Raw genomic sequence first — 16,753 nt, forward strand, 5'->3', positions numbered from 1 at the left:
TGGCGCGTTCTGGTTGCGATTTTTTCCGGACGCGATTAGGGATGAGACATGATCCGGACCGCCGCCGGCCACGTGGTGACAGCCGGCGCCGGAACGCAGGGAGTGTTGCATGTCATCTGCTGCGCCGTTCAATCTGGCCCTGGTGGGCCGCCCGGAAGTGCTGGAACGCGCCCTGGCCACACTGATGCGGCCCGACGCCGCCGAGGCCGCCCCCGGGCTGCAGGTGTGCTGCGTACTGCCGGAACCGCCCGGCGAGTCCCCGGCGCTGCCGTCCGGCGTCCAGATCCACGCCACCCTGGCTGCCCTGCTGACAGCCCACCCGGACCTGCACCTGCTGCTGGATCTGCGCGACGATCCCGACGCCTTCGCCGCCCTCAAAACCGCCGTGTCGGCACAGACGCCGCCCCTGGCCGGCAGGCTCTCCGTGGGCGACCGCCACTGCTTTGCCCTGCTGGAAACCCTGCTCGGCGCAGACGTGCTGCGCCGGACCTGGCGGATGGAGCTGCAACAGACGCGTTCCGTGCTTGACGCCCTGTTCGAGCAGTCCGACGACGAAATCCTGCTCCTGGACGCCCGCGGCGCAGTGGTGGACGCCAACCCCCGGGCCTGCGAGCGCCGGGGGTGCACCCGGGACGAGCTGCTGGGACGCCCGTACAACCAGCTGGACGTCCCGCCCTGCACCTGCCAGCAAGAGGAAGGCGCCCCCTGCCCCGTGTCCCAAGCCATGGACACCAACACCATCCAGGAGGCCACCCTGCCCCTGGTGGAACAGGACGGCGGCCTGCGCACCCTGCGGGTGGTGGCCCATCCCATCCTCGGCCCGGACGGCGCCCTGGAAAACCTGCTGGAGATCCGCCGCGACATCACGGAAATGCTGGAGATGCACCGCCGGTTGCAGCAGTCCGAACGGCTGGCGGCCATTGGCGAGCTTTCCACGTACATTGCCCACGAGATCCGCAATCCCCTGTTCGCCATCGCCGGCTTCGCCAACTCCCTCATCCGCTCCAGCTCCCTGGATGACGACGCCCGAGAAAAGGCGGGCATCATCCTGGATGAATCCCGCCGGCTGGACGCCATCCTCAAAAGCACCCTCAACTTTGCCAGGCCCCTGCAATCGGCAGACGTCTCGCCCACTGCGCTGGACTGCAACCAGCTGGTGCAAGACACCGCCGAACTGTTCGCCCTCAAATGCCACGAACAAGGCATTGCCCTGCAGCTGGCCCTGGCGCCTTCCCTGCCCCTGATCCGGGTGGATGGCGAACTGGTGAAGCAGTGCGTCATCAACTGCATCAAGAACTCCATGGAAGCCCTGGAACAGCAGGGCACGGCCGGCACCATCGTCCTGCGCACCGCCTTTTCCCCGCCGTTCGTGAGCATTGCCGTGGAAGACGACGGTCCCGGCATTCCCGAAGACATCCGCCCCCGCATTTTCAACCCCTTCTTCAGCACCAAGAACCAGGGGTCCGGGCTTGGGCTGGCCATGACCAAAAAGATCATCGAAGAAATGGGGGGCGAAGTGCACCTCGTCAGCCAGGAAGGCCAGGGCGCCACCATCACGCTCATCCTGCCCGCGCTGCCTGCCGGCAATGCCAGGCCCGGCGGCGGGCTTCGGGGTTCTTCCCCAGGGCGCGAGCTTTAGAATCTCTCTTGAATGAATCTATACAATTTGGTACAAGAAAGCGCTCTCCGGCATCCTTCCGGGTGCCGTCGCTGCAACTCCTGCAATGCGTTGCCTGTCGTCCATGTGAATCAAGGGTCCTTTCATGCCGCACACGCTTGTTCTCGCCACGCGCAACCCTGGAAAACTCGCCGAATTGCAGTCCTTGCTGTCCGCCCTGGACGTGCCGGTCACAGTCCTTGGCCTGGATGCCTTTGCGGACATGCCTGACGTAGAGGAAACCGGCGACACCTTTTCGGACAACGCCCTGCTCAAGGCGCGCGCCGTAGCCGCCCACACGGGCCTGCCGGCCATCGCCGACGATTCCGGCCTGGTGGTGGATGCCCTGCAGGGAGCGCCGGGCGTGCGCTCTGCCCGGTATGGCGAGCCGTTCCCCGTCGATGCCACCGGGGCGCAAAAGGATCTCCTGAATACCCAGAAACTGCTGCACGCCCTGACCGACGTGCCGGATCTGTCCCGCTCGGCCCGGTTTGTCACCGTGGTGGCCCTGGCCAGCCCGGACGGCGCTGCCGTCACTGCCCAGGGCAGCTGGCAGGGCCGCATCCTCCACGAGCCGCGCGGCTGCAACGGTTTTGGCTATGATCCTGTTTTTTTTGATGAAGACGCCGGTTGCACCGCGGCCGAGCTCAGCCCTCAGGAAAAGAACGCCCGCAGCCATCGCGGGCAGGCCCTGCGCCACCTTGCGGCGCTTCTTCCCGCCTTTTTGGCGGAGCATGCAGACAACTCTACCCTTACGAGGTGACACGGCATGTGCGGCATCATCGGTTACAGCGGCCATCGTGTGGCCGTGCCCCTGATCATGGAAGGCCTGCGGCGGTTGGAATATCGCGGCTATGATTCGGCCGGCGTGGCCTACATCATGGATGACCGCCTGCACGTGGTCCGCGCGCCGGGCAAGCTCATCGAGCTGGATACCAAACTGGCCTCCATGAACGTGGGCGGCGCGGTTTCCGGCATCGGGCACACCCGCTGGGCCACCCACGGCCTGCCCAACGAAAAGAACGCCCACCCGCATCGCGACGCCGCCGGGCATCTGGCCCTGGCCCACAATGGCATCGTGGAGAACTTCCAGACCCTGCGCTGCATGCTGCAGGGCGAAGGCGCGTCTTTCGTCTCGGATACGGACACCGAATCCCTGGCCCACCTGCTGGCCAAGGGCCTGCAGGAACACGCTGGCGACATGCTCAAGGCCCTGGCCTGGACGCTCAATCAGGTGGACGGCTCCTTTGCCCTGGCCATCGTCCGGCTGGAAGAACCGGGCGTCATCTACGGTGCGCGCCGGCATTCGCCACTGGTGCTCGGCGTGGGCGAGGGCGAAAACTTCATCGCCTCGGACATCCCGGCCTTCCTGCCCTACACCCGCAATGTGGTCTTCCTGGACAGCGACGAGATTGTCCGCATCGACGCCAACTCCTGGGGCGTCTGGGAGGCGGCCACCCTGGCGCCGGTGCACAAAACGCCCCAGCGCATTTCCTGGGATGTGCAGGCAGCCCAGAAAGGCGGCTACAAGCATTTCATGCTCAAGGAGATCTTCGAGCAGCCCCGCGTGGTGGCGGACTGCCTGGCCGGCCGCCTGGACGCGACGCACCAGCGCGTCTGTCTGGAAGAACTGGCCGGCATGCCCGTGCCCAAGCGGCTGCACGTCCTGGCCTGCGGCACCTCGTATCATGCCGGCCTGTGGGGCATGCACCTGTTCGAGGACTGGGCGCGCATTCCCGTCTCCGTGGAAATCGCCTCGGAATTCCGCTACCGCAACGTCCTGCTGGACGAGGACGACGCCGTGCTGATCATCAGCCAGTCCGGGGAGACGGCGGATTCCCTGGCCTGCCTGCAACTGGTCAAGTCCATGGGCGTGCCGGTCATCGGGCTGTGCAACGTGGTGGGCTCGTCCATCGCCCGGGAATCTGATCGCGTCGTCTACACCCAGGCCGGACCGGAAATCAGCGTGGCCTCCACCAAAGCCATGTGCAGCCAGCTGACCCTGCTCACCCTCATGGCCCTGCACTGGGGACAGGAAAAAGGCACCCTGCGGGAGGCGGATCGCATCGCCTGCATCGAGGCCCTCAGGCAACTGCCCGCTCTGCTGGACGACCACCTGCCCGCCATGCGCGAAAAGGCCCGCGAGCTCTCCCGCCTGTATGCAGACGCCCGCAGCTTTTTGTTCCTGGGCCGCGGCCACTGCTGCCCCCTGGCCCTGGAAGGCGCACTGAAGCTCAAGGAAATAAGCTACATCCATGCCGAGGGCTACGCCGCCGGCGAGATGAAGCACGGGCCCATCGCCCTCATCGATCCCCACTTCCCCACCTTTGCCCTGGCCCTGGACGACGCATTGTTCCCCAAGGTCAAATCCAACCTGCAGGAAGTGCAGGCCCGCAACGGGGAGATCATCGCCCTGACCAACGAAGGGATGGACCTGCAGGTGGAGCACCCCTGGATCATCCCCCGCGTCTGGGGGCCGCTTGGCGCCTTCATGGCCCTGCCGGCCCTGCAGCTCTTCGCCTATGAAACGGCGGACTACCTGGGCAAGGACGTGGATCAGCCCCGCAACTTGGCAAAAAGCGTCACCGTGGAGTAAGATGCCTCCCTTGCGCCGTCCCGTTTCCCTCCCCGTGCCAGCCTCGCCCCAACGCCCCTTGGCGCGTCGGGCGCTTGGCTGGCTGGCCATGTGGCTCATGTGGCTGACGCTGCTGCAGGCCTGCGCCACGGTGCAGGCCTGGGCCGGCCCCAAAGAGGACTTCGAAAAATACCACGCCGAGTTCCAGGCCCTGGCCCAGGACCAAAAAGACAGCGCGTACCGCAGCAACTGGCAGGCTCTGGAAACAGCCTTCCTCTCCATTTACAAACAGAACCCGCGCGGCGCCGTGGCGGCCAAGGCCTTGTATTACGTGGGCCGGGTGAACGAAGAACTGGGCAGACGCTCGTCCCTGGCCACGGATTTCAAGGTGGCCCTGGACTACTACAACCGCGTGACCACCCGGTATCCGGATCATTCCTGGGCTGACGACGCCCTCTGGCGCACGGCCCAGGTGCAGTACAATCACCTCAACGACGCCGACGCCGCCCGCCAGAGCTGCAAAACCGGCCTGGCCAAGTACCCCAAGGGCGACATGCGCGACCGGTTCGTGCGGATGCTCGTCACCCTGGACTCGGCACCGGCGCAACCCAAGCAGCCTGTGGTGACTCGCTCCAAGGCCCATCCGGAAGACGGCGAACTGGTGACGCCCCCGGCGGCACCGCCGGCACCGGCAGCCAAGGCGTCAGCCCCTGCACCCGCCCCAACGCCTGCGCCAACGCCTGCACCCGCCCCCGCACCGGCGGCCAAAGCTCCGGTGCCGCCGGTGGCGGCCAAAGCTCCGGTGCCGCCGGTGGCGGCCAAGGCCCCGGCGCCTGCGCCAGCAGCCCCGGCGCCTGCACCTGTTTCGCCAGGAGGGCCGGCCCAGCTGCTGGCCGTCCGGCATCAATCCAGCGAGGAGTACACGCGCGTCACCCTGGTTCTGGACAAGCCCGTCCAGTACACCCAGCAGACCCTGCCGCCCGCGCCGGAGAAGAACCTGCCGCACCGGCTGTATCTGGATCTGAAGAACGTGCACAAGTCCAGGGCCGTGCCGGCAGATCTCACGGTGGCCGACGGCAACCTGCGCCGGGTGCGCACGGCCCAGAATGCGCCGGACGTGACCCGCGTGGTGCTGGATTTGCAAACCATGCAGCGATTCAAGGTCTTCGCCATGGAGTCGGACGACGGGTTCCGCCTGCTGGTGGATGTGTATGGCGGTCCGAATGTCTCCACCGGCGCTGTCCCCCGGGCTGCGGCAAGCCCGCAGCCTGCGCCCGCTGCGCCCGCCACGCCAGACACAACGCAGCCTGTGGTGGTCAAGAAACCCAGCAAGCAGGGCTCGCGTCCGGCTGGCGAATCTTCCACCGCGCCGCCGGCGTCCAGCGCTCCCCCGGCATCTAGCGCGCCACCAGCATCCACCGCGCCGCCGGCCTCCAGCGTGCCGCCAGCACCCTCCAGTTCCGCCGCCCCGCCGGCCAAACCTGCTGTGCCTGAGAAAAAATCCGCCGCCGCGCCCGTCCCTCCGGCCAGCGCCGCCAAGCACCCCGGCACCCTGGTGGAGCAGCTTGGCCTGACTGTGGGCGTGATCATGCTGGACCCCGGCCACGGCGGCAAGGATCCCGGCGCGTTCGTGGGGTCCACCTTCGAGAAGGATATCAACCTCAGGTTCGCCAAAATTCTGGGCAAGCTCCTGCAGAAGGAAGGCTTCCAGGTGCTCTACACCCGCACCGACGACACCTTCATCCCCCTGGAAGAGCGCACGGCCATGGCCAACATGAAGAAGGCGGACATCTTCATTTCCATCCACGTCAACGCCTACAATACTGACAGCATCCACGGCCTGGAGACCTACTACCTCGACCTGGCCACCTCCGAAGACGCCGTGCGGGTGGCGGCCCGGGAAAACGCCGTCTCCTCCAAGAAAATCTCGGATCTGCAGTTCATCCTCACCGATCTCATGCTTAACTCGAAGATGAAAGAGTCGCAGGATCTTGCCAGGAACACCCACAAGAGCATCCTGTCCACCGTGGTCAAAAAGCACAAGGTGAAGGATATGGGCGTGCGCTCCGCGCCGTTCTATGTGCTCATGGGCGCGCGCATGCCCGCCATTCTGGTGGAGCTTGGCTACATCACCAATCCTGCCGAACGCGCCAACCTCACCAGCGAGGCCTACCTCACCCGCCAGGCCCAGGGGCTGGCGCAAGGCATCCTGCAGTACAAAAAACAGATCGAGCGGCTGGCCAGCCTGTAGCGTCGCAGGGCCTCACGTCAAGGAGAGGCCGGCCAGCCTTCATCCCAACACGCCCAGGATCCTCGCATGCCTCCAACCACGCCGCCCCCCTCCGCGCCCCTTGCCGCCCAACTCGGCTTTTCCCAGCCCCCCCTGTTCTGCATCGACGGCTCGGCGTACATCTTCCGCAGCTTCTTTGCCCTGCCCAACCTCTCGCGTTCCGACGGGCATCCCACCAATGCGCTGTTTCTGGTGTTGCGCATGCTCTTCGGTCTCCTGAAAACGCAGCGGCCAGAGCACATCATCTTTTTCGTGGACGGCCCCGGCCCCAACTTCCGCCATCAGGCCTTCCCCGAATACAAGGCCCAGCGCGACGCCACCCCGGAAGGCCTGCTGCGGCAGATGCCGGTCATCCTCAAGGCCGTGGAACTCCTGGGCGTGCGCACCCATGTGAGCCAGGGCTGCGAGGCCGACGACTGCATCGCCAGTCTGGCGACCCAGACCAAGCGCGAGCGGCCGGTGGTCATCGTGGGGTCCGACAAAGACTTGCGGCAGCTGCTGGACGACGGCGTGGTGCTCTGGGATCCCATGAGCACCCCGGAAAAGCTCGTCACCAAGGCCATGTTCCAGCAGGAGACCGGCCTTTCGCCCGAACAGTGGCCGGACGTGCAGGCCCTGGTGGGCGACACCTCGGACAACATTCCCGGCGTGTCCGGCATCGGCCCCAAAACGGCCCTGGCCATCTTCAAGGAGCACCCCACCCTGGAGGCCGTGCAGGCACATCTGGACGCCCTCAAGCCCTCGGTGCGGGCCAAGCTGGCCCCGGTGATGGACAAGACCTTCCTCTACCGCACGCTGACCACCCTCGACCGCGCGGGCTGCGCCCCCGGCACCTGGAAGGACTTCCCCCGCACCGCACCGGATCGTGACGCCCTGGCCGCCTTTCTGCAGGAATGGGAACTCCGGTCCCTGGCGCGGGAGTTCCAGGCCGATCCCGCCCTCGGCTTCCAGGACCGCCAGCCCGCACGGCTCGTCAAGCAGACCAAGCCGGCGGTCATGGCCGAGTTGTCCCTGTTCCAGGAACCGGCCGACACCCCCGCCCTGCCGGAAGTAACACGCATTGCCCAGACCGAAGAGTTGCCGGACATCGCCGGCCGGACTATCGGCCTGGCCCTGCAGGACGGTGCGCCGCATGCCTGGATCGACGACCGGCACTATCGGCTGGAGGTGGACGCCGAGGCCCTGGCCGGCTGGCTACGGTCGGCGGCGGCGGTCCACTGCCCGGACGTCAAGGCCCTGCTGCGGGCCTGCCCTGCCTGGATCCATGCCGGCATCGACACCCTCCAGGACACGAGCCTGGCCGCCTATCTGCTGGACCCCGAAGAGCGCGACTACGCCCTGCCCCGCCTGCTGGAGCGCCTGGGACCGGAGCTGGACCCGGCCCCGCCGGCCGTGCCCGCGGCCCAGGCCCTGGCCCTGGGGCAGCTGCTGGCCCGGCGCGTGGCTGAAAACGACATGGCCGAGCTCATGCGCACCCTGGAAGCGCCCCTGCTCCCGGTGCTGGCGTCCATGGAGGCCACGGGCATTGCCATCGACCGCGCCGCCTTCCGCGAGTTCCTGCAGGATGTCACCCGCGAGCTGGACACCCTGGAGCGCAGCATCCACCAGCTGGCCGGCCGCCCCTTCAACATCCGCTCCAGCCTGCAACTGGCCCAGGTGCTGTTCACGGACCTCAAGCTCGCCCCGGCCGGCAAGACTCCCGGCGGCAAGGCCTCGACCTCCCAGGAAGTGTTGGACAAACTGGCCGGCGCGCACCCGGTGGTCCAGGCCATCCTGGACTTTCGCAAGCTGGAAAAACTCCGCTCCACGTACCTGGAACCCCTGCCCCGGCTGGCCGACGAACAGGGCGTCATCCGCACCACCTTTCATCAGGTGGCCACGGCCACGGGCCGGCTGTCCTCCTCCAATCCCAACCTGCAGAACATCCCCATCCGCGGCGAGCACGGCACGCGCATGCGCCAGTGCTTCGTGGCCCGGCCCGGTGCGCTGCTGGTGGCGGCGGACTATTCCCAGATCGAACTGCGGGTGCTGGCGCACATGAGCGGCGACCCCACCCTCATCGACGCCTTCCGCCACGGCGCAGACATCCACGCCCGCACCGCAGCCCTGCTCTTCGACAAGCCACAGGACGCCGTGACCCCGGACGAACGCCGCAACGCCAAGACCATCAACTTCGGTCTCATCTACGGCATGGGGCCGCAGTCCCTGGCCCAGGAGCTGCACGTCTCCCTCAAGGACGCCAAAGCCTTCATCGCGCGGTATTTCGAGAAGCTGGCCCGGCTCAAGGCCTTTTACGACGAGGTGGAAGAGGCCGCCCGGCGCGATGGCTTCGTCCTCACCCTGGCCCGCCGCCGCCGCCTGCTGCCGCAGATCCACTCCCAGAACGCCCAGGTGGCCAGCCAGGCCCGCCGCCAGGCCGTGAACACGCGCATCCAGGGCAGCGCCGCAGACATCATCAAGCTGGCCATGCTGGCGGTGTTCCACGACGAGGAACTGCGCCGCCTGGGCGCGGCCATGCTGCTCCAGGTGCATGACGAACTGGTGCTGGAGGTGCCCGGCGGCGAAGACGTCGCCGCCACGGCCGGACGCCGCCTGCAGGCGCTCATGGCCGGCGTGCTGGACCATGCTGCGTCCGGCATCGCGCCCCTGGATGTCCCCCTGGTGGTGGACTGGGGCATGGGCCGGACCTGGGCGGATGCACATTGATTTGCCCCTGTCGGCATGCTAACGATGCAGGTCCCTACTGATCCATTTTCACGAGGTGACTTCCATGTCGGAGACTGAAAAAAAGGAAGAATTCGTCGTGCATGATCGTCGAGTCACGGTGGAGGACGAAACGGCAGCGAACGCTCAGGCGGACGCTCAGGTGGATGGGCCGGCGGACGCTGCACCATCCCCGGCCGACCAGGACCAGGACCCCGCGCAGGTCTGCGGCATGCCCACCCTGCCCGAGCCCAACTTCTCCACCTTCGTCTTTTCCCTGTTCTCCAGCTGCCTGGTGCACCTGGGCGAAGTGCCCAACCCGGAAAACAGGAACGTCTGCATGGATCTGGCCATGGCCAAACACACCATCGACACCCTGACCATGCTCAAGGAAAAAACCGCCGGCAATCTGGATGCAGAGGAAACCCGGCTCGTGGACGGCCTGCTGTATGAACTGCGCATGAAGTACGTCATGCGCAAACCCTAGGCGAGGCGCCTGTGGAACGCATTCCCGTTGGCCTTGTGGGCGTGACCGGCTACACCGGCATGGAGCTGGCCCGGCTCCTGGAAGGGCACCCCCGGTTCGAACTCGTTGCCGCCACCTCCCGCACCGAATGCGGCAAGGTGCTGCAGGACATCTATCCCTTCCTGCGCCACTGCCGCACCGGCCTGTGCCCGGTGGTGGAGCCGGACCCCGCCGCCCTGGCCCAGCGCTGCGAGCTGGTGTTTCTGGCCGTGCCCCACGGCGCCGCCCAGGAAATGGCCGCCGCCCTGCGCGGCCGCGGCGTCAAGGTGGTGGATCTGTCGGCGGATTTCCGTCTCAGGGATCCAGAAGTGTACCGCGAATGGTACAACCAGCCCCACGAGCAGCAGCATCTGCTGGAAGATGCCGTCTACGGCCTGCCCGAGATGTACGGCCACGCCATTGCCGGCGCGTCCCTGGTGGCCAATCCCGGCTGCTACCCCACGGCGGCCATCCTGGGCCTGTGGCCGGCGCTGGCCAACGGGCTGGTGTCCACCCAGGGGATCGTCATCGACGCCAAGTCCGGCGCCAGCGGCGCAGGCCGCAAGGCCCAGACAGGGACGCTCTTCTGCGAAGTGACGGACACCTTCCGGGCCTACAATCTGGGCCGGCATCGCCACACGCCGGAAATCGAACAGGAACTCAGCGCCGTGGCCAGCACGCCGGTGGTGGTGAACTTCTCGCCCCACCTGCTGCCCATCAACCGCGGCATCCTGAGCACCATCTACACCATGCTCACCCCCGAAGGGCTGGCCCTGGGCGCGGACGGCCTGCGCCAGGCCTATGCCGGCCACTACGCCGGGCACGCCTTTGTCCGCGTGCTGCCTGCGGGCATGCTCCCGGAAACCCGGCACGTGCGGGGCACCATGTTCTGCGACATCGCCGTGGTGCCGGATCTGCGCACCGGCCGGCTGCTCATCGTCTCGGTCATCGACAATCTCTGCCGCGGCGCGTCCGGCCAGGCTGTGGCCAACGCCAACCTCATGCTCGGCCTGCCGTTGGATGCCGGGCTGAGCCTCGCCCCGGCCATGCCATAGCATGGCTCTCCAGGAGCGCTCCATGCCCACCACCCCGCCCATTGCCAATCCCAGCGCCTTCCATGCCATATTCGTGGCCCGGCAGCCCATCTTCGACCGGGACCAGCATGTGTGGGGTTACGAGCTGCTCTTCCGCCAGGCCCAGGGCGACCAGATCGCCCGCATCGACGACCCGGACGCCGCCACGGCCCGGGTCATTGCGGACGGCTTCGCCCTGGGCAGCCAGGGGCTCGCGCCGGAGCAGAAAATCCTCATCAACTTCCCGGCCCGGCTGCTGCTCTCCCGCAGCGCCCTGGCCCTGCCCAGCTCCATCTGCATTCCCGAAATCCTGGAGACGGTCCAGCCCGAACCGGCCGTGCTCAAGGCGTGCGCGGGCCTCAAGAAGGAAGGCTACCAGCTGGCCCTGGACGACTTCGTGGGCCAGCCCGGCTACGAGGCCCTGCTGGCCCTGGCAGACATCGTCAAGGTGGACGTGCTGGGCATGGAGCCGGCCACAATCATCGCCCTCAGCCGGGCGCTGCTGCGCTCCAAGGCCGTGCTGCTGGCCGAAAAGGTGGAAAACAAGGAAGTGCACGACCTTTGCCGCGCCTGCGGCTTCCAGCTCTTCCAGGGATTCTACTTTTCCAAGCCGCAAGTCATTCCCGGCCGCACCCTGTCCACCGGCAACATGGCCAAGCTCCAGCTCCTGGGCCAACTGGCCAGGGACGACTATGACGTGGGCCGGGTGGCACAGACCGTCACCCAGGACCCGTCCCTCTCCTTCCGCCTGCTGCGGCACCTGAATTCCGCTGCGTTCCATCTTGCCCGCAAGGTGGATTCGATCCCGCAGGCCGTGGCCTTTCTGGGGGGCCGGGCCCTGCGGCAGTGGCTGCTGGTGGCCACCCTCTCGGACATGGGCGATTCCGACCGCGGCCAGGAACTGTTCTACTCCTCCGTGCTGCGCGGCCGGTTTCTGGCCACCTGCAGCCACCGCATGCCCAGACCGGCCTTGTCCGAGGACGGCTTCTTCCTCCTGGGCGTCTTCTCCCAGCTGGACGCCCTGCTGGGCCAGCCCATGGACGAGATTCTGCCCGCGCTGGGCCTGTCCGACGTGTTGGAACAGGCCCTGCTGTGCACGGGCGGCCCGGCCGCCAAGGCCCTGGATCTGGCCAAGGCCCTGAGCATCGGAGACTTCGACACCGCCGCCAGGCTGCTGCTGTACCTGGGCCTGCCGCCCGAAGAAACCGCCGCCCTGCACGCCCAGGCCAGCCTCTGGGCCCGAGCGCTCCTGGACGCTGGCGACGGCGCATAGCAGGTGCGCCCCAGCGCGTTGCACGTCTTTGGACGACACGCCCGGAGCCAGACGGTATCTCCCTGCCCCGTTGACAACGCGCGGTCTTCCTCGTACATACTTGGCATATTCCGTTCTCCACCCAGGATATTCCATGCCCTGTTCCCGTTGTGAAATGCTGCCCCCGCCCCTGCCCCGGGAGGGGATGCTGTATATGGCCCCGCCCATTGCACCCACATCCCGCCTGCTGGAAACACTGTTCGCCACCCTGCAGGCGCCGTGCACCGAGGCCTGCTTCCCTGGCCTGCTGCAGACGGCCTGCAGCCTGGGGCTGCTGGAGACGGTGGCCGCCCAACTGGGGGAAACCCTGCACGAGCAGGAACTGCGGGACACCAAATGCCTGTACCTGCCCCACGGCGAGGCCCTGGAGATCGGCCACCTGCTGCGGCTGCAGAGCCTGGAACAACTGCTGACCCGTGTTCGCGGCGAGTGGCTGGCGGACATGCTGGCCGCGGGACGCATTGAAACCTGGTTCCAGCCCATCGTCCATGCTGACGCGCCGCAGGAAGTGTTCGCCTATGAGTGCCTCATGCGCGGCAGGACCGCAGCCGGCGCGCTGGTGACCCCCGGCGAGATCTTCTCCATCGCCCGCAAGGCCGACCTGCTCTTCCAGCTGGACCGCGCCTGCCGCCTGAGCGCCGTGGAAGCCGCCCACCGTCACGGCATCCGGCAGAAGATCTTCATCAATTTCATTCCCACCACCATCTACCGGCCAGAAGCCTGCCTGCAGACGACCTTCCAGGCCATCCAGGCCAGGGGCCTCGACCCGGCCCAGGTGGTCTTCGAGGTGACGGAAAGCGAGCATGTGTCCGACACCAACCACCTGCTGGCCATCCTGGACTACTACCGCGCCCATGGCTTCCGCCACGCCCTGGACGACCTGGGCGCAGGCTACAGCTCCCTGAACCTGCTCTCCCAGCTCAAGCCGGACTTCATGAAGCTGGACATGCAGCTCATCCGCCATGTGGACCGGGACGCGTACAAGGCCGCCATCACCCGCAACTGTATCGAGCTGGCCCGACAGCTGCACGTGATCTCCATTGCCGAAGGCGTGGAAACGCCGGAGGAACTGGCCTGGCTGCAGGCCGCGGGCGTGGACTACGTGCAAGGCTTCTGCATCGCCAGACCCGCGCCCGAGCCGCCCATGCAATAGAGCATTTTACTCTTGAAAAAGGACTTTGCGAGAGGGGAAACCTNAAGGTTCTCCCCTCTCGCGCGCTCCCCTTCCAAAACTTTTGTAGTATCTTGTAATCCCGCCAAAAGTCTTTGGGGAGGGGGGCTCGGGGGGGACCCCTTTCTTCAGAAAGGGGTCCCCCCCGGCGACTCTTTTCAAAAAAACCGAGGCCCGCCTACTCCCCGCGCTCGTCCACCACGCGCCTGCTCTTGCCGAAGCTGCGCGGCAGGCTGCCTGGGTCCACCAGCCGCACCTGCACCCGGGCCAGCAGGGCCTTATGGAGGGATTCCGCCACCCTGGCCGCCAGGGCCTGATCGGCGTCGGCCGAGGCGCAGCGGGCCCGCTCCACCTCCACGCGCATCACGTCCTTGCCCATGCTGCGCTCCAGCACGATGCGGTATTCCGAGGAGCAGTCCGCGAACCTGCCCAGGACTTCGGCGATCTGGCCGGGGTAGATGTTCACGCCGCGATAAATGATCATATCGTCGCTGCGGCCCAGGATGCGATCATGCCGCGGCAGGCTGCAGCCGCAGGGGCAGTCGCCGGGCAACAGCCGCGTCAGATCCCGGGTGCGATAGCGGATCAGCGGCGCAGCCTCCTTGCACAGGGTGGTGACCACCATCTCCCCCACCTCGCCGGGGGCTACGGGCTGCAGCGTCGCCGGGTCCAGGATCTCCAGGATGAACAGATCGGCCCAGTAGTGCAGGCCGTCGTGGGCCTGACATTCCAGGCCGGTACCGGGGCCGTACAGCTCCGTGAGGCCGGCGATGTCGAAGCTCTCCTCCAGGCCCAGCTTTTCTTCAAAGGCCTTGCGCATGGCCGGGCTGTGGGCCTCGGCCCCGAAAATGCATTTTCTGAGGGCGATCTTGTCCCGCAAGCCCTGCTTTTCCACGGCCTCGCCCAGCAGCAGGGCCATGGAGGCCGTGGAGCACAGGCAGGTGCTGCGGAAGTCTTCCAGCAGGGTCAACTGCATTTCCAGGTTGCCCGGCCCCACGGGCACGGCCATGGCCCCGAAGTGTTCGCAGCCCAGCTGAAACCCGGCCCCGGCCGTCCACAGGCCGTAGCCCACGCAGATCTGCACGCGGTCCAGCACGGTCAGGCCGGCCAGCTCGTAGCAGCGGGCGAACATGTGCTTCCAGGTCTGGATGTCCTTTTCCGAGTAGGCCAGGACCTTGCGCTTGCCCGTGGTGCCGGAGGAGGCATGCACCCGGACCACCTGCTCCTCGGGCACGCTCAGCAGGGGCAGGGGGTAGCCCTGGCGCAGGTCTTCCACGGTGGTGAAGGGCAGACGGCCGAGATCCTCCAGCCCCAGGCCTTCGCCGGGCTGCCAGCCGGCTTCCTGCAGCCGGGCCCGATAGACCGGGCTGCCCTGCCAGGCATGGTTGAGGGTCCAGTCGAGGCCGCGGGTCTGGGTGTCGTGCAGGGATTGGGCGGTCACTTCGGGCAAGAATCGGCGATTGGCTGCCATGCCGGCGCTCCTGGGGAGATGGTCGCAATTGCGCCGCGGGGCAAAATTTCGTATCCACCACACAAATACGTCCCACATCGGCGTCGGCGTCTCCTAGCACATTCCACCCTCAGGGAAAAGCAGACGTCGCGCCGCTCACCCGCAAGGAGCCTCCATGCGTTGCCTCATCGTCGGCGGCGGCGGCCGCGAACATGCCCTGGCCTGGAAGATGGCCCAGAGTCCTGCCGTTGAATCGCTTCTCATCGCACCCGGCAACGGCGGCACCGCCGCCATGGCCGCCGCATCCGCCGGCCGCGTGCAGAACGTGCCGGTCAAGGACGGCGACATCCCCGGCCTCATGGCCCTCGTGGCCCGCGAACGCATCGATCTGGTGGTGGCCGGTCCGGAACTGCCCCTGACCCTGGGTCTGGCAGACGCCTGCGCCGCCGCCGGCGTGCCCTGCTTTGGACCGGTGCAGGCCGCAGCCCGGCTGGAAGGCAGCAAGATCTTCGCCAAGGAAGCCATGGTGGATGCCGGCGTGCCCACGGCCGGCTTTGCCGTGTTCGACGACGCCGACGCCGCCCGCGCCCATGTGCTGGCCCACAGCGTGCCCATGGTGATCAAGGCCGATGGCCTGGCCGCCGGCAAGGGCGTGGTGGTGGCCAAAACCCACGAAGAGGCCCTGGAAGCCGTGGACGCCATGCTGGTGCAGCACTGCTTTGGCGAGGCCGGCGCGCGCGTGCTCATCGAGGACGCCCTGGCCGGCGAAGAGGCCTCCCTGCTGGCCCTGTGCGACGGCGAACACGTGGTGCCCCTGCCGGCCTGCCAGGATCACAAGGCCATCTACGACGGCGACACCGGTCCCAACACCGGCGGCATGGGCGCCTATTCCCCGGCTCCCATCCTCCCCGACGCCTCCCTGCAGGCCATGTGCGACCTGGCCATCACCCCCATTGTCCGCCTCATGGCCCAGCGCGGCACGCCGTTCAAGGGCGTGCTGTATGCCGGGTTGATGTTCGTGGACGGGCAGCCGTTCGTCCTGGAATACAACGTCCGCTTCGGCGATCCCGAATGCCAGCCCCTCATGACCCGCCTGGACTGCGACCTGCCGGCCGTGCTTCTGGCCTGTTGCGAGGGCCGGCTTGCGCCGGACATGCTGGCCATCCGGCCCGAATCGGCCCTGTGTCTGGTGCTGGCCGCCGGGGGCTATCCCGGCAGCTACGACACGGGCAAGGCCATTGCCGGCCTGGATGCAGCCGGGACCGTGCCGGGCGTGACCGTCTTTCATGCCGGCACCCGCCTGGAACACGGGCAGGTGCAGACCTCCGGCGGCCGGGTGCTGGGCGTGACCGCCCTGGGCGCGGATCTGGCCCAGGCCAGGGATCAGGCCTACACCGCCGCAGCGCATATTGAGTTTGACGGAAAGTATTGTCGTTCCGACATTGGCATGAAAGGCCTCAGGCGTTTGGGCCTGGCCTGATCCTCCCACCCGAAACCACTTTTGCAGCAGGAGTTTGTATGCCCCGCGTGGCGATTTTCATGGGCAGCCTGTCCGACGAAGCCAAGATGCGCCCCTGCGCCAGCGTGCTGGATGCCCTGGGCGTGACCTATCGCTTCACCGTCACCTCGGCCCACCGTACCCCGGCCCGCACCGAACAACTGGTGGATGAACTGGAAGCCGCCGGCTGTCAGGTGTTCATCTGCGGCGCAGGCATGGCCGCCCATCTGGCCGGCGCCGTGGCCGCCCGGACCATGAAGCCGGTCATTGGCGTGCCCATCAACGCCTCGGCCCTGAACGGCCTGGATGCCCTCCTGGCCACGGTGCAAATGCCCCCGGGCTTCCCCGTGGCCACCGTGGCCCTGGACGGCGCCGGAGCCAAGAACGCCGCCTGGCTGGCGGCGCAAATCCTGGCCCTGCAGGATCCCGAGCTGGCCGGCCGGCTGACCGCAGCCCGGGAGAAATTCCGCGAGGAAGTGGCGACCGCGGCTGCCACGCTGGAATCGCCGGCGTAATCGC

12 protein-coding genes are annotated in these 16,753 nt (G+C 67.1%); 11 read left to right on the plus strand and 1 reads right to left on the minus strand.

Annotated elements, in window-relative coordinates:
• Positions 1-109 precede the first annotated feature (109 nt).
• The 9 genes from DGI_RS03215 (at position 110) to DGI_RS03255 (ending at position 13,268) form a co-directional block, all read left to right on the plus strand.
• Positions 110-1,639 (plus strand): two-component system sensor histidine kinase NtrB, encoded by a 1,530-nt coding sequence (locus DGI_RS03215; RefSeq protein ID WP_021759241.1) that lies wholly within the window; start codon positions 110-112, stop codon positions 1,637-1,639.
• A 124-nt stretch (positions 1,640-1,763) separates the two neighbouring features.
• Positions 1,764-2,420, plus strand: a complete 657-nt coding sequence (rdgB, locus tag DGI_RS03220; RefSeq protein ID WP_021759242.1) for an RdgB/HAM1 family non-canonical purine NTP pyrophosphatase — start codon at positions 1,764-1,766, stop codon at positions 2,418-2,420.
• A gap of 6 nt (positions 2,421-2,426) precedes the next feature.
• Positions 2,427-4,253, plus strand: a complete 1,827-nt coding sequence (gene glmS / locus DGI_RS03225; protein WP_021759243.1) for a glutamine--fructose-6-phosphate transaminase (isomerizing) — start codon at positions 2,427-2,429, stop codon at positions 4,251-4,253.
• 1 nt (position 4,254) lies between these two features.
• Positions 4,255-6,483, plus strand: a complete 2,229-nt coding sequence (locus tag DGI_RS18240) for an N-acetylmuramoyl-L-alanine amidase (protein WP_051286134.1) — start codon at positions 4,255-4,257, stop codon at positions 6,481-6,483.
• 66 nt (positions 6,484-6,549) lie between these two features.
• Entirely contained in the window at positions 6,550-9,228 is a 2,679-nt protein-coding gene (gene polA / locus DGI_RS03235) for a DNA polymerase I (protein ID WP_021759245.1), read from the plus strand.
• Positions 9,229-9,292: 64 nt separating this feature from the next.
• The gene (locus tag DGI_RS19500; protein WP_021759246.1) at positions 9,293-9,712 is read left to right on the plus strand and encodes a DUF1844 domain-containing protein; all 420 of its coding nucleotides are present in this window, start codon (positions 9,293-9,295) and stop codon (positions 9,710-9,712) included.
• Positions 9,713-9,723: 11 nt separating this feature from the next.
• On the plus strand, positions 9,724-10,785 hold the full coding sequence (gene argC / locus DGI_RS03245) for an N-acetyl-gamma-glutamyl-phosphate reductase (protein WP_021759247.1): 1,062 nt from the start codon (positions 9,724-9,726) through the stop codon (positions 10,783-10,785).
• 22 nt (positions 10,786-10,807) lie between these two features.
• Complete coding sequence (locus DGI_RS03250) at positions 10,808-12,076, plus strand: EAL and HDOD domain-containing protein (RefSeq protein ID WP_021759248.1); 1,269 nt, start codon at positions 10,808-10,810, stop codon at positions 12,074-12,076.
• Positions 12,077-12,209: 133 nt separating this feature from the next.
• Positions 12,210-13,268 carry an EAL domain-containing protein gene (locus DGI_RS03255; protein ID WP_027192712.1) on the plus strand — a complete coding sequence of 353 codons (1,059 nt, stop codon included), beginning with the start codon at positions 12,210-12,212 and terminating at the stop codon, positions 13,266-13,268.
• Between the two features lie 196 nt (positions 13,269-13,464).
• Here DGI_RS03255 and DGI_RS03260 read toward each other — a convergent pair whose 3' ends face one another.
• Entirely contained in the window at positions 13,465-14,757 is a 1,293-nt protein-coding gene (locus tag DGI_RS03260) for a phenylacetate--CoA ligase family protein (protein WP_021759250.1), read from the minus strand.
• Positions 14,758-14,911: 154 nt separating this feature from the next.
• Between DGI_RS03260 and purD the strand changes: the two genes are divergently transcribed.
• Both purD and purE read left to right on the plus strand, forming a co-directional pair.
• Complete coding sequence (gene purD, locus DGI_RS03265; protein ID WP_021759251.1) at positions 14,912-16,216, plus strand: phosphoribosylamine--glycine ligase; 1,305 nt, start codon at positions 14,912-14,914, stop codon at positions 16,214-16,216.
• Between the two features lie 38 nt (positions 16,217-16,254).
• Positions 16,255-16,749 (plus strand): 5-(carboxyamino)imidazole ribonucleotide mutase, encoded by a 495-nt coding sequence (gene purE, locus DGI_RS03270; RefSeq protein ID WP_021759252.1) that lies wholly within the window; start codon positions 16,255-16,257, stop codon positions 16,747-16,749.
• Positions 16,750-16,753 lie beyond the last annotated feature (4 nt).

It is taken from the genome of Megalodesulfovibrio gigas DSM 1382 = ATCC 19364 (assembly GCF_000468495.1).
GTDB lineage: Bacteria > Desulfobacterota > Desulfovibrionia > Desulfovibrionales > Desulfovibrionaceae > Megalodesulfovibrio > Megalodesulfovibrio gigas.

Coding starts and splice junctions, on each gene's coding strand:
- DGI_RS03215 (WP_021759241.1), top strand. CDS start 110: ATGTCATCTGCTGCGCCGTTCAATCTGGCCCTGGTGGGCCGCCCGGAA.
- rdgB (WP_021759242.1), top strand. CDS start 1,764: ATGCCGCACACGCTTGTTCTCGCCACGCGCAACCCTGGAAAACTCGCC.
- glmS (WP_021759243.1), top strand. CDS start 2,427: ATGTGCGGCATCATCGGTTACAGCGGCCATCGTGTGGCCGTGCCCCTG.
- DGI_RS18240 (WP_051286134.1), top strand. CDS start 4,255: ATGCCTCCCTTGCGCCGTCCCGTTTCCCTCCCCGTGCCAGCCTCGCCC.
- polA (WP_021759245.1), top strand. CDS start 6,550: ATGCCTCCAACCACGCCGCCCCCCTCCGCGCCCCTTGCCGCCCAACTC.
- DGI_RS19500 (WP_021759246.1), top strand. CDS start 9,293: ATGTCGGAGACTGAAAAAAAGGAAGAATTCGTCGTGCATGATCGTCGA.
- DGI_RS03250 (WP_021759248.1), top strand. CDS start 10,808: ATGCCCACCACCCCGCCCATTGCCAATCCCAGCGCCTTCCATGCCATA.
- DGI_RS03255 (WP_027192712.1), top strand. CDS start 12,210: ATGCCCTGTTCCCGTTGTGAAATGCTGCCCCCGCCCCTGCCCCGGGAG.
- DGI_RS03260 (WP_021759250.1), bottom strand. CDS start 14,757: ATGGCAGCCAATCGCCGATTCTTGCCCGAAGTGACCGCCCAATCCCTG.
- purD (WP_021759251.1), top strand. CDS start 14,912: ATGCGTTGCCTCATCGTCGGCGGCGGCGGCCGCGAACATGCCCTGGCC.
- purE (WP_021759252.1), top strand. CDS start 16,255: ATGCCCCGCGTGGCGATTTTCATGGGCAGCCTGTCCGACGAAGCCAAG.